General features: G+C 49.8%; 10 protein-coding genes and 1 riboswitch. Of the genes, 2 read left to right on the forward strand and 8 right to left on the reverse strand.

Annotated features, from left to right (window positions below):
• Positions 1–227: 227 nt before the first annotated feature.
• Both NYE29_RS00345 and NYE29_RS00350 read right to left on the reverse strand, forming a co-directional pair.
• Complete coding sequence (locus tag NYE29_RS00345) at positions 228–398, reverse strand: toxin-antitoxin system HicB family antitoxin (RefSeq protein WP_038588362.1); 171 nt, start codon at positions 396–398, stop codon at positions 228–230.
• Positions 399–410: 12 nt separating this feature from the next.
• Positions 411–1,253 carry an SPFH domain-containing protein gene (locus tag NYE29_RS00350; RefSeq protein WP_038588360.1) on the reverse strand — a complete coding sequence of 281 codons (843 nt, stop codon included), beginning with the start codon at positions 1,251–1,253 and terminating at the stop codon, positions 411–413.
• A gap of 442 nt (positions 1,254–1,695) precedes the next feature.
• Between NYE29_RS00350 and NYE29_RS00355 the strand changes: the two genes are divergently transcribed.
• The gene (locus tag NYE29_RS00355; protein WP_038588359.1) at positions 1,696–1,878 is read left to right on the forward strand and encodes a hypothetical protein; all 183 of its coding nucleotides are present in this window, start codon (positions 1,696–1,698) and stop codon (positions 1,876–1,878) included.
• A 293-nt stretch (positions 1,879–2,171) separates the two neighbouring features.
• On the opposite strand, the gene NYE29_RS00360 is transcribed toward NYE29_RS00355, so the two are convergent.
• The 4 genes from NYE29_RS00360 to metA form a co-directional block, all read right to left on the reverse strand.
• Positions 2,172–6,551 carry a bifunctional 2',3'-cyclic-nucleotide 2'-phosphodiesterase/3'-nucleotidase gene (locus NYE29_RS00360; RefSeq protein ID WP_340893766.1) on the reverse strand — a complete coding sequence of 1,460 codons (4,380 nt, stop codon included), beginning with the start codon at positions 6,549–6,551 and terminating at the stop codon, positions 2,172–2,174.
• A gap of 267 nt (positions 6,552–6,818) precedes the next feature.
• A complete protein-coding gene (gene mqnC, locus NYE29_RS00365; RefSeq protein ID WP_038588354.1) occupies positions 6,819–7,955 on the reverse strand; it encodes a cyclic dehypoxanthinyl futalosine synthase in 1,137 nt (378 codons plus the stop codon).
• Positions 7,956–8,190: 235 nt separating this feature from the next.
• Positions 8,191–9,369, reverse strand: a complete 1,179-nt coding sequence (locus tag NYE29_RS00370; RefSeq protein WP_076111521.1) for an aminotransferase class I/II-fold pyridoxal phosphate-dependent enzyme — start codon at positions 9,367–9,369, stop codon at positions 8,191–8,193.
• 65 nt (positions 9,370–9,434) lie between these two features.
• The gene (gene metA, locus NYE29_RS00375; protein ID WP_038588346.1) at positions 9,435–10,352 is read right to left on the reverse strand and encodes a homoserine O-acetyltransferase MetA; all 918 of its coding nucleotides are present in this window, start codon (positions 10,350–10,352) and stop codon (positions 9,435–9,437) included.
• A 118-nt stretch (positions 10,353–10,470) separates the two neighbouring features.
• Positions 10,471–10,604, reverse strand: a riboswitch (SAM riboswitch).
• A 425-nt stretch (positions 10,605–11,029) separates the two neighbouring features.
• Between metA and corA the strand changes: the two genes are divergently transcribed.
• The gene (corA, locus tag NYE29_RS00380) at positions 11,030–11,965 is read left to right on the forward strand and encodes a magnesium/cobalt transporter CorA (RefSeq protein WP_038588344.1); all 936 of its coding nucleotides are present in this window, start codon (positions 11,030–11,032) and stop codon (positions 11,963–11,965) included.
• 97 nt (positions 11,966–12,062) lie between these two features.
• On the opposite strand, the gene NYE29_RS00385 is transcribed toward corA, so the two are convergent.
• Both NYE29_RS00385 and NYE29_RS00390 read right to left on the reverse strand, forming a co-directional pair.
• The gene (locus NYE29_RS00385) at positions 12,063–12,359 is read right to left on the reverse strand and encodes an immunity 53 family protein (protein ID WP_076111532.1); all 297 of its coding nucleotides are present in this window, start codon (positions 12,357–12,359) and stop codon (positions 12,063–12,065) included.
• Positions 12,360–12,576: 217 nt separating this feature from the next.
• On the reverse strand, positions 12,577–13,593 hold the full coding sequence (locus tag NYE29_RS00390; protein WP_340893775.1) for an HRDC domain-containing protein: 1,017 nt from the start codon (positions 13,591–13,593) through the stop codon (positions 12,577–12,579).
• Between the last annotated feature and the right edge of the window lie 111 nt (positions 13,594–13,704).

Below are 13,704 nucleotides of genomic sequence, written 5' to 3' on the forward strand. Positions count from 1 at the left end.
GCTGTCTTCAACAAGCAGCATTCGGGAGTTCATAACCGCAGCTACAAAGGGGTAAATCGGAAGCCGGATACCGGAGGAACTTGCAGCCTTGTTTCCTCTCTCTGAAGCGGTCCTGAGCTAACGGTCCATGTCTTTGTCGGAGCTGATAACGTGAATTATGGAGTAATTATAAATCTGTCCTCACCTTCCGTCAAGCCTGTAGCCTGCCCGAACTTCCGCAAGCTGTATTATTCTTCCCGGCGTTTACTTCCCGGCAAGCGGCCCGAACGCTTCAAAGACTCACGCAGCAGATACTCAATATGTCCGTTTACGCTGCGGAATTCCTCTGCCGCCCAACGTTCCAGTGCCTCATGGAGCTCAGGATCGATCCGCAGCGGAAAGCTTTTTTTGGCCGCCATGATGAACCGCCTCTAGTACAACGAGCCGGCGTTAATGACCGGACTCGCTCCGCGCTCCGACACAATCGCTACCATTAGATTGTTGATCATCGCCGCTTTGCGCTCTTCATCAAGCTCAACGACTCCGCTCTCTTTAAGCTGGCGGATGGCCAAATCCACCATTCCAACTGCGCCTTCCACTATTATCTGGCGGGCAGACAGAATAGCGGATGCCTGTTGGCGCTGGAGCATCGTGCTGGCAATCTCCGTAGAATAGGCCAGATGAGTCAGCCGGGCTTCAATGACCTCTACACCGGATAAGGACAATCTCTCCTGCAATTCGGTTGCCAGCTCCTTGGCAATTTCATCCGCATTGGCACGCAGTGACATTCCTGACTCGTTGAAATTGTCATAGGGATACTTGCTTGCTACATGCCGCAGAGCCGTCTCACTCTGGATTTCCACAAAAGCCATATATTTATCTACATCAAACAACGCCTTGGCCGAATTGATCACTTTAAACACAATGACAGCGGCAATCTCGATCGGATTGCCTTCCACATCATTCACCTTCAGCTTGACGCTGTTGAAGTTGCGTACGCGAAGCGATACCGTCTTGCGAATGCTGAACGGGATAACCGCCCATAAACCGCTGCTTGAAATGGTTCCGACATATTGTCCGAAGAAGGTCACTACCACTGACTTGTTAGGCTGAACTACTGTAATACTCGTACACAGCACAGCAGCTAGAGCGAACAGGATGAGCGGTACTGCCACATACTCCTGAGACGCACCGTAAATGCCTCCGCCTAAACAAATGACAATTAAAGCGATAACCCAGAAACCGCTGACCGGGCGCAGTGTTTTCTCTTTCATAAAGATACCTCCATTAGATATGTATTTGATATGATTATGATATCACTTTTGGTTGTATATGTAAATCCCTTTTCTCGCCTACTTTTTTTATTCCCCCAAAAATATCACTGCATTATTGCTCATGTTTTCCTATACTACTAATCTATATAGAATGAACTTAAAAACTACACAAAAGGGCAAGTAGCGGAGGGGAATTTTGGAACTGTAGGAGCGATAGCGACCGCCTGAAAGCTTTCCATAGGAAAGCTCGCTTCGGAAGCATAACCAGTCACCGGATTTCCACCGCATATAGCGGGTTAAATCAAGAAATTCTTACGACAACAGCGGCCGGAAGTCCAAATATTCACCGTAGTTACGTCCTCGCCTAATGGGAAAATCTTAAATTCAATCTATATAGCAAAACTAATGTGATACACAAAAATCAAACGAGGAAGTGGAAAACATGAGTGTTAAAGAACAGGTATTGGATATTATCAAAGCTTCGCCGAACCCGCTTAGCGCAGGTGAAGTGGAAAAGCTGTCGGGACTGGAACGCAAAGCCATTGACAAAGCCTTCACTGAGCTGAAGAAAGAAAATGCGATTGTTTCCCCTATCCGCTGCAAGTGGGAAGCTGCAGCGAAGTAATCCCTGAGCAGCCGCAGCGGTCAGCGAGCTGCAGAGATCAACTTTCTGCCGGATATCCTCTTAATGAACAATGAAAGGCCCATGCGCATAACCGCATGGGCCTTTTTTACAAAGAAAATAAACATACTTGGCACAAGTGGAAACGACTTCGCCGTCCTCAAAAGGACGGTATCCGTTTCAGCGAGAAATAGAAGGATAATTTATAACGTGAAGCATATAGATTCTATATTTTAAAAAAAGATGTTCCGCTGCTCTCTAAGAGAGCCGGCGGAACATCCGGGTAAAAGCTGAAATTAAGATGCTTTATTCTCCAGCATGCGGTAGATGATCACCGCTGCCTGAGCACGGTTCGCATTAGATTTCGGTGCAAACTTGGCGTCATCCATCCCATTCAGAATTCCAAGCTCTGTCAGCTGTGCAACAGCTTCCTGGGCATAGGAGGCAATGGAGGACTTATCGGCGAACTTTGCCAAAACCGCAGTCTTGTCTACGGAAGGCAGCTGCTCTTTAAGCGCACCCGCAATCATAATCGCCATTTCCTGGCGGGTAATTACACGTCCCGGCTCAAAGCGGTTATCTCCGGAGCCTTTTACAAGACCGGCATTCACCGCAATAGAGATCGGCTCAGAATACCAGGTTCCTTGCTTAACATCCTTGAACGTTGCACCTCCTGGCGTGCTAAGGTTCAGTGAACGAACAAGCATGGTTACAAATTCTGCTCTGGTTACAGTTTTCGCCGGAGCAAAAGTATTGCCGTCCAGGCCTTTGACAATGCCTTTGGCGGCCAGAGCACTGATCGCTTCCTGTGCCCAGGCTACCTTGCCCAGATCTTTAAATACAGGAACCGCTGTTGCACTCGGCACCGGCGTTGCACCCGGCGCTGAAGTTCCTGCCGGCGCAGGTGTTGCGCTAGGCGACGGGCTTGCTGATGTGGTTGGAGAAGGTTTTGGTGTTGCTGTCGGTAATGTACCGCCTCCCCCTGTGCTAGGAGCCGTAAGATTATTGACGATACGTCCTTCAAGCGCCGCAGTAATGGCACCGCCCTTGAATGTCTTCACAACGTAGTCATAGAACACGTCGAGGTCAATAGGTCCCGGCAAAGTTGCGCTTGCCTTCGTCAATACGCTGTAATTGTCACCGCCTGCAGCCATGAAATTGTTGACTACTGCCGTATAGCTCTGAGTCATGCTGATCGCGGTTCCGTCAGCCTTGGTAAGGTTGGCCACACGGTCAGCAACCGGCAGGTACATGTTGGCCGTATATTTCAGACCGGAAATTTGCAGTGTTTTTGTATCTACCGTTCCATCGGCTTTAACATTCCACTGCTGCTGAAGCAGCGTTTTGATTTGTTCGCCGGTCAGGGTCAGCTTCACCAGCGTGTTGCCGAACGGCTGGATTTTGGCCAAATCGCCAAATGCCACATTTCCCTTTGGAAGGTCAGCGCGGATACCGCCCGGATTCATAAAGGCGAAATCAGCAGTCCCTTTGCCGTCACCGAAATCGGCTTGGCGCATCGCATCGGCAATCAGGTTGCCGAGATTGGATTCCTTGGTGTAGGCATCGTTGCGGTTAATCGTTCCGTCTGTAGTGCCTACAGGCTGAGTCAGCTCCGGATGAAGCGCCAGATACTTATTCACCAGCGCCTCAGTCTCGGCGTCAGGTGTGATATTTTCCTGGAATGTAGTCGTAACTACAGCCGTTTTGCTCTTCACATCACGGGTAGTAGGATCAATAACAAGCTTGATGTCTTCAAAAGCGGTGCCGTAAGAGTAAGCCTGAACAACCAGCTTGCCATTCACAACCCCATTGGCCAGCGCATGGTTATCTCCGGCTACGATAACGTCTACCGGCGAGTTGGCCGGAAGCGCGTTGGCCAGATCGGCAGCTTCGCCTGTGGTCACATCATTTTTAGTTGTAGCGGGATCATGGGCAAGTACAATGATCGTTTCCACGCCTTTTTGCTGCAATTCCTTGGCGTATTTCTCAATCGCCGCAACTTCTTCCTCAGCCGACAGGAATTTCACGCCAGCCGTTCCGGCTGGGGATACTTTGCTTGGCGTCGCTTTGGTAACCACGCCGATAAAGCCGATTTGGATACCGCCAACTTCCTTAATAACGTAAGGCGTGATGATCGGTTCTCCGGTTTTGCTGTCTACTGCATTAGCATTGATGTAATCAAAATCCGAACCCGCATGATTAACTTTGCCGTTAACCGGGTCCACACCGCCGAAAATTTGTGTTTTCAGCGCCGCAACACCTTGATCGAACTCATGGTTGCCCAAGGTTCCCACATCAAATTTCATCAGGTTCATCCATTCGTGGGTCGGCTCGTCGCGTTCAAGCGAGGATACCGGTGCAGATGCACCCACGGAGTCACCGTTATGGAACAGCAGGGAATTCGGATATTTCGCGCGTGCCTCTTTCAAATAGGTGGCGAGCACAGCTGCAGTACCTGCCTTCTTATCGCCCACCATAGATGTTGTATCCAATTGGCCGTGGAAGTCATTGATTCCGAGAAGGTGAACCTCGACATCCCCGGTAGGCGGAGGAGTGGTTTCCTTCAATTTCAAATTATAGATTTCAAAATCACGTCCGTCACGCTCACCGGTATCCGTAATGTTCCCGGTCATCACTGCTGCTGCAGCTGGAGAAGAGGTAAAGGTAACGTTGACATTCCCCTTGATCGGAGCAATCGACCAGTTGTTGTCAGCAGTTGGATCAATTGTACCGGCAGTGGTAATGTAATCCATCAGCACCTGGCGGTTCTCTTCCTGGGAATTCAGGATCATGACCGAGTCCTTCACACCTGGGAAGTTGCCGCCTCCGCTGGCACGATAGTTGTTCGTTACAACGACGAATTCCTGATTCATATCCAGCGGCTGATCGTTGTAGGTCACTTCCGTCACCCGGCTGGAAGTTGCGTCATTGATAGACCCGTCCGGCTTGTACTTCGCGTTCTTGGTCACATCAATTTGGTATTTAATTCCGTCAATTACATCGAAATTATATACGGCAAAAGAAGGATTAAGCAAAGACTGCGGCGTCGAAATGCCTGTTTTGATGCGGTTGAAGGCACCGGCGCTCATTTCAAGCCATTCTTTGACTGTGCTGCCTTTGACCAGAATCGCTTTCAGCGTATTGTCATAGAGATAGAGGTCGCTGGCGCTGCGGATCGTCAAATCGCCTTTATCAATTTTGGTGTATTCGTCAGGGCCATTACGTCCCGCTTTGAAAGGCGCCCCGACACTGAGAATTGGCAGATCCTTGTATTCCGGTGCGCTGATGGCGATGTAATTCTCCACGTACCATTTTTGCGCATAGGTTACGATCTGTACTGTCGGATCATCCTGTACCATAGCGAAGTAGCTGTTCATCGGTGCCGTAGTTTCGCCCAGCTTCTGGCCGGTGTACGCGATTGTAGCTTCATGGTCGGCAGCAACCGCCGCATCCACTTCGGCATCCGGAGCAACATTTGCGATGTTCACTTTGTTTTCTGTGCGGTAGATCGAACGTGTGGAGGATTCCGAGTTGGCTTTATCCACCTTCCAGCCGCTTTCTCCGTCTTTGACAACCGAGAGATCGATGATGCCCAGGTATGCACCGCCGTAGCCGGCTTGTACAGCAGGAACATTATTGATGTGTCCCTTTGCATTGTCGATGACCGCTTTGTCGTTGTTGTACGGCAGCTTGGTCACGGGATCTTTAAAAGAAGCATCCAGCAGGGCGTCATTCCCGTTGGTCGGGAATACCTTGTGGCTGTGGGAGAAGGTAATGGCATCAATACCCGGCACTTTGCTCAGCGCATTGACGTCATTTTCGGAAAGATCTCCCTTCACGGCAGATGCATCAAATCCGGTATGTGCCATCGCCACGATTACATCTGCGCCCGCTTGCTCCATTTGGGGAACAAACTTCTCTGCAGTTTCGGCAATATCCTTGGTGATATATTTGCCTTCCAGATTCACTTTGTCCCATTCCATAATTTGCGGTGTTACCAGTCCAAGGAGTCCAACCTTGATCGTCTGCGTCTGACCGCTGCTGTCAGTAACCGTCTTAGGAATGATGATATAAGGCTTATAAGCATTGACGTCATCTGCAGGATCCGCATTATGGTCGTCAATATAAATGTTTGCATTCACATATTTAAAATCAGCATTCGTAGCTTCGCTGTCTTCCTTACTTCCATTAACTACCCGATCCAGATACTCCAACCCGTAGTTGAATTCATGGTTGCCGAAGGTGGCTGCGTCATAGCCCATCACGTTCATTGCTGCGATCAGCGGATGAATTTTGCCCGCCTTTGTCATAATGTCCGATTTGGTTGCCATATAAGTGCCAAGCGGAGTGCCTTGAATCAAATCACCGTTGTCGAGCAAAAGATTGTTCGGATTCTCTTGTCTGGCCGTTTTAACCAATGTTGCCGTGCGGTCCAGACCTACCGTCAAGGATTTATCATTCTTGAAGTAGTCCCAGCCATAGACATTTGTATGCACGTCCGTTGTGCTCATGAGCCGCAGTTTAACTGTGGCCGAAGAGTCTGCAGCAGCACCTGCGGCTTCAACCTTTTCCGCTCCCAAAACTGAACCTGCAAACATCCCCCCCAACACTTGCGCACCAAGAACCGTGGCCGCCAGTATTGAAGCGATAGGCTTGTTCCATCTTGTTACTTTCATAAGTTAATAATCCTCCCACTTTGTCTCTTTATACCGACCGCAAAAAGTGTATCATGACAAAGTTAAGGAATCTATCGAAGTTTATCAAATCTAATAAATAGTTTTGTAAAACTTGAAATATTAGTAGATTCGACATAGCCGCTGGTTAGTTATCACCACGCAGGCACACAGCAAAAAGCACCCGCCCGTGAATTGCCAAGTACACGGACAGGTGCTCTAACGCATTGTTATGAAGGTGTATTAAACTTAGAATATCAGCGGAGCTTCCTAGTTCTGCATCACAAAATCATTGTCGATCTTCGCATTGGCATCCTCGAATGTCCGCAGAATATCGTAGCGTGTGTTGCGCTGCGCCGGTATCTTGCCCGCCTCACGGATGAGCTGGGTGATCGACTCGATGTTGACCTTGTAGGTCGCACCCGCCGAGGAAACCACGTTCTCTTCAATCATTGTACTTCCGAAATCATTGCATCCGTATTGAAGGGACAACTTGCCAACCTCAGGACCCATCGTTACCCAGGAGGATTGGAAGTTCTTGATATTATCCAGCACAAGCCGGCTGATGGCTACCGTCTTCAGGTATTCCTCCGGCGTCTGTCTGTCAAGCTTCAGGTTGGTGTTGTCCGGCTGGAATGTCCAGGAGATGAAGGCCAGGAACCCTTCGGAGTCATATTTATTGGCGATACACTCATCTTGAGCTTCACGTACGCGAAGCAAATGAAGCGCCCGCTCTTCCATACTCTCTCCCAGGCCAATAACCATCGTTGCGGTCGTGTTCATGCCGATTTTATGTGCGGTCTGCATGACGTCCATCCATTCACGCCAGGAGCCTTTCAGCCGGCTGATCTTGCGGCGGGTACGGTCGTCAAGAATTTCCGCTCCACCGCCTGGCAGCGAATCTAGTCCTGCGGCATGAATCTCCCGTACTACCTCTTCCAGAGAAAGGCCGGACACTTCCTTCATCTTCATAATCTCCGCCGGGGAGAAGGAATGCATCGTAATTTCCGGGAAACGCTGCTTAATGCCACGCAGCAGATCCGTATAGTAGCTGAACGGCAGATTTGGATTCGTGCCGCCCTGCATGAGGATTTCTGTGCCGTTTACAGCTATGGTTTCGGCAATTTTTTGATAGATGGTCTCATCCGGAAGCACATAACCCTCCTCGGATCCGGGTCTGCGGTAAAATGCGCAGAAACGGCAGTACACATCGCACACATTGGTGTAGTTAATATTGCGGCCGATCACGAATGTGGCCAGCGGGTCCGGGTGCCAGCGTTTCATAATAATATCTGCGGCAGCGCCCATTTTCTCAATTTCGTTGCTCTCGAACAACCGGATAGTGTCCTCCAATTGAAGACGTTCGCCCTTCAGCGTCTTATCCAGAATAAGATCTATCGCACTCATCGTTCGCAGCCTCCTCTTAAGCCCATTTAGTATGATGGATGAATTAAATTTGTATAACATTTGAATAAGCTCGTTTCTTCATCGTATCACAATCCGGGCGGCTTGAGAAACTTTTTGCGTACACGCGATTCCTCAGCCGAGGCAGGCATGTTTTTACATTCCTAATAAATCAAAAAGCAGCAGCACCATCAAGCGGCGCTGCTGCCGGTACCCTTTATCACTCGCCTGCTTTCCCTTAATCCGCAGCTTCCTCAAGCTCGATCCGCGCTGCTTCCAGTGCCTGGCTAAGATCGCTCTTCAAATCATTCACATGCTCTATTCCGACGGAGAAGCGCAGCAGACGGTCATCCACGCCTACGGCATCGCGAATTTCGACCGGAATGTCGGCATGGGTCTGCACCGCCGGATAGGTCATCAGCGACTCGACACCGCCCAGGCTTTCGGCAAAGGCGATCAGGCGGATATGGCGGAGCAGCGGCTCCACATATCTGGCGTCTTTTACCTTGAAGGAGAAGATCCCGGTGTTGCCGGAGGACTGGCGGTTCTGAATCTCGTAGCCCGGGTGATCAGGCAACCCCGGATGGAATACCTCTGCAATAGCCGGGTGCTCCAGCAGATAATGAGCCAATTCCAGCGCATTGCTCTCATGCCGCTCCATACGCAGGGCCAGCGTCTTCATGCCTTTCATCAGCTGGTAGCTGTCATTTGGTGCAAGCACGGCGCCCAGAGAGTTATGAAGAATGGCCATTTCTGCCGACAGCTCGGTGCCCTTGGTAACGATAAGACCCGCAAGGACATCGTTATGGCCACCCAGATATTTGGTGGCACTGTGGACAATAATATCCGCGCCGAGCTCCAGCGGACGCTGGAAGAACGGGGTAAGCAGCGTATTGTCTACGATTGTGAGCAGCCCATGGCGGCGGGCCCACGTACACACGGCTGATACATCCGTAATCATCATCAGCGGATTGGTCGGGGTTTCAATAAATACAGCCTTCGTATTCGGAAGGCGTGCCGCTTCCAGCGCATCAAGATCGTTTGTATCCACATAGGAGGCGCTGATCCCGTACTTGGACAGAATCCGCTCAAGCAGCCGGTATGTTCCCCCGTACAGATCCAGCGAGACCACCAGATGGTCACCATGCCCGAACAGCGCAAACACTGTGGTCAGCGCAGCCATCCCGGAGCTGCAGGCAAAACCGGCGTCCCCGGATTCCAGCTCCGCAGCCGCCTCTTCCAGCACAGAGCGGGTTGGGCTTTTGGTGCGGCTGTAGTCAAAACCTGTGCTTTGTCCGAGTCTAGGGTGGCGGAATGCCGTTGCATTATAAATCGGATAATTTACTGCCCCTGTAGCGGGATCTTCCTGTGAACCAATTTGCGCCAGTCTGCTTTCAATCCTAAGTTTCTCGTCCATCTGTAAGCCTCCTAAATGTGGTGTAAATTATTCTATATAGTGTGAAGCAGTTAACGTCTTCTCTTTTAAATAATCGGACCAATATCGTAAGGGGTCTCCTGGTATACATAGTAATTGAGCCAATTGGCAAACAATAAGTTGGCATGGGCTCTCCAGACGGCCGGCGGTGTGCGCTGCGGATCATCCTTTGGATAGTAATGCTTCGGCAGTGCGACATCCATCCCCTTGGCTGCATCCCGGTCATACTCCCATTTGAGGGAAAAAGGATCATATTCAGAATGACCAGTAACAAAAATCTGTCTGCCGTCATGTGTCGCTACCAGATAAATTCCGGCTTCCTCCGATTCGGCCAGAATCTGCAGATCCGGATTAGCGAGGATATCCTCACGGGAAATGTCGGTATGGCGGGAATGTGGAACATGGAACACTTCGTCAAATCCGCGCAACAGCTTGACGTTATTATGGCTCAGGGTGTGCGGGAAAACTCCGAAGCATTTCTCGTCCAAGCTAACCTTGCGCACTCCAAAGTGGTGATACAGTCCTGCCTGGGCAGCCCAACAGATATGCATGGTCGAAGTAACGTTATGTTTGCTCCATTCGAAGATTTCTTTCAGCTCTTCCCAGTAGTTCACATCCTCGAACTCCATCTGTTCTACCGGGGCGCCGGTAACAATTAATCCATCCAGACGGCGGTGGCTGATTTCGTCAAAGGTTTTATAAAAGCTCTTCAAGTGCTCTGCCGAAGTGTTCTTAGAGGTATGGGAGCTGGGATGCAGCAGAATCACATCAACCTGAAGCGGCGAGTTTCCGATTAGGCGCAGCAGCTGCGTTTCCGTTGTTTCCTTAGTCGGCATTAAATTCAGAATAGCGATTCGCAAGGGGCGGATGTCCTGGTGGAAGGCCTGGCTTTCATCCATTACAAAGATATTCTCCCCGGATAATACCTCTTTGGCCGGCAAGCTGTCGGGAATTTTAATTGGCATTGTTGTGTCCACTCCTTAACTGAATTTGAGTGCCGCTAATACGGCTTGTGTTTAAAATACAACCAAAAAAGACCTTTCTCGGGCGAGAAAGGTCATAGATTTGCAGTCATATGCGCCTCTCTCATCTGCCAGAGAACTTCTGCCGGGATTCAAATATCCCCTGCAAAGCTTCCGCAAGAATTAGCACCGTGCGTTCACACGCCGGTTGCCGGGTTTCATCGGGCTAGTCCCTCCACCTGCTCTTGATAAGATTTAGCTGTATTCAGTTAGAAAAATCTAAAATGTCAAACGTTGTTTTTCTTAAAATTCACTTTAAATCATGAACCTCCTTTTCGTCAAGTCCATACAATGCTAAAGAGCCCCTGAAAGTGAAAAGAATTTTGCTTGAAAGAGGCATACCCCGGCGTTATACTAGACAAGTGTTTCATACCATAAATGACGAAAAGAAGAGGTGAGAGAAGAATGGAAGGCGACCCGGGTGCGCAGTTAAGCGTGCAAAGTGAGCTACCACACAGGATTAACATCAGCTTGCCGGCGGCGGGGGCAGTTCTTCTTCATGCTCTCGAAACGTCATTTGGCCTGATTCATTGATTGTACCACCGGCCAAGCTGATCTTTTTCTCTGTGCTTTAATTAGCATATCCCTGGAGAAGACTGGGGACAGAAGGAGTGAATCAGATGAAAATCCGGCTGGTGAACGCAGGGGTTTTTACAACTATTGAGGATATTGAAGAAACACTGACAGCCCCTACAGAGGGCTTCTACTGGATTGATGCGGATGTTGAGGATTTGGAGCTGCTTCAGCCCCTATACAATCTGCATGACCTGGCCGTTGAGGATTGCCTCAGCGAAGAGGAGCAGCGCCCGAAGATTGAAATTTATGAAAGCCATTATTTTATAGTTGTCAACAGTATCCGTTTTGATGACGAGGAGATTTTCCTCCGTGCACTGAACGTGTTTCTCGGCAGACATTACATTATTACCGTCACCAAACAAAAGATCCATGAGCTGCGTGTGCTGAAACCCATCCTGTGGGAGCAGGAGGTCAGCGAGCCGGACCGCTTCCTGTACCATCTGATCGACACTGTCGTGGATAACTATTTCTCCGTCGGCGACCGGATTGAAGTGCGGATTGAGAAGCTGGAAGAGGATATCCTTATGCATACCAAGAAATCGCATCTTAGCGAGATCATCGGTCTGCGCAGCGAAATTCTCTGGCTGAAGAAGATGCTTGGACCGCAGAAAGAGGTTATCAACACCCTAAATAAAAAAGACCTCCGCCTGATCGATGACCAGCTGCAGAAGTATTTTAGCGATATTTATGAAAATGCGGTCAAAATCTCTGAAACCTTCGAGACCTACCGCGATCTTATGGGCAACTTGCGCGAGGCGTACCAATCGAGTATTGCCAACCGTGCCAACGAAATTATGAGAGTATTTACAGCCATTACAACGATATTCATGCCGCTGACCGTAATTACCGGGATCTACGGGATGAACTTTGACAATATTCCCGAGACCCATTCAGAGTACGGCTACTATGGCGTTATTGCCGTTATGGTGACGCTCGGCTGCGGGATGCTGTTTGTTTTCCGCAAAAAGGATTGGCTATGAACAACAACGGACGAATACGCTAGGCGAAGGCACCAGTACCGCAAGGGAATGGAAGCCTTCGTCTTTTTGTTTAGAAGAAGCTGAATAGCATCATTTCCTAATCTTCGTTAAGCATTGCCCATTGCTGAAATATTTGTAGGATCTCTTCTAAATTGTTCACTCCTCCTCTTCCCTGGAAAATATTATCGCTTACCTTGCCGTATACCCAGTCGACATCCGACCTGTCAATATTCAGCAGTTCAAAACCTTTATCCTCCAGTTCGGTCCCCCCCAGAAAAATGTCAACAGACCATCCGGGATTATCAAGTGTCGTGATGCTGACAACCTGGCTGTGTTCCCAATCTCCGTCACATTGCCGTGAATACCACACTTCAAGCCATTGTAAAACATTCATGTATACAGCTCCAATCCAGAATATGTTCAGCGGCAATCCGCAAATCCCCTTTGATCATCTGCCTAAAGGTTAATGTTCATTACCCTGTTTGCATATTTTGTAATACAAATCGAAAAAAAACCTAAGCGGAACTCTCTCCTGCAAGGGAAAAATCCCGCTTAGCTACAATTCTTTCGCTTAGGCAACTTCATTTCGCCCCGGCATCGAAAGCCTTATTCTAAAACCCCGTAGCCATTTCCACTCCGTTCTCCGTACCGCGCCGGAAACGGATCCGGATCAGCCTCAGCCGTTCATAATACATATCCAGCCCTTCGGCAGGTGAAAATTCCTCTCCGTACGCTTTATACAGCACAGGCTTCAGGAAGGAATCCCCCAACAGTTCATAAGCGGTCCATATACTGTCCTGCTCGTTTGGTGAAATTCCCTGTAGTTCCAGCTCAATCAGCTTCTCCACGGAATATCCGTCCTTCTCCAGTTCTTCTACCGCTTCGAGCACTTCACGGCGGCCAACCCCGCTCGTCGTTTTGAGCTGGTCCATTCCCAGGCCGTTTTCAATCCCCTGGAGCACTATGCGCCGCAGCCGCAACCGTTCCAGCTGTTTCTTGTACTTAAGCTCTTTCTGCTTATAAAGCCATGAGCTGAAAGCTTCCTCTTCAACAGCCTCGTTGACCCAGCTCAGCGGATAACTGTGATCACGCGAAGCTCCCGAAGTGATGTTCAGCCATTCACCCCCATATTGCGAAGCCTTTCCCTCGCCGACCCCGGGGATTTGCAGCAGTTCCTCCGGCGTGCGGGGAAGAAATGCGCTGAGCATCCGCAGCAGACGGTTGCTGGCCAGAATATAAGGCGCTTTGCGCTCACTGGATGCCCTGCCCCTGCGCCAGGCGCAGAGCTCCTCATAAATGGCTTCGTTAGCGTGCTGTTCGCTGTAATGCTGCAGCTTGAGCTGCTCCTGATTACGGCTGTTCAGACCCTCTTCTTCATGGAATACGCCGTCGATTAACGGACGGTAGCCGTCCCCCATCTTTACCGCCAGCTCATGCCTGTATACACATAACATCTCATTCCATGAGCCGCCCTCATACCAAATGTTGTCGCTCAGCTCCTCGGCTCCGGAAAAATCGCGCCAGCCCAGACTCCAAATGCCTTCTTCCTCGCCAATCCATAGCTGGGCAAACGCTTCCTGGTCCGCCCCTGACATTCTCGACAACCGGTTCATAAATACGATCTGCATCCCGATCCCTACCTTCCTCGTCTTACAGTAAGCATGATCGCGTCAACGCCGGAGCTTCCGATCTATAGAGCACGACTGCTGTATAGACCCCTTGAACGCACAAAAAGCACC

The sequence above is a fragment of the Paenibacillus sp. FSL M7-1046 genome (assembly GCF_038007405.1).
In the GTDB taxonomy this organism is placed as follows: domain Bacteria; phylum Bacillota; class Bacilli; order Paenibacillales; family Paenibacillaceae; genus Paenibacillus_AQ.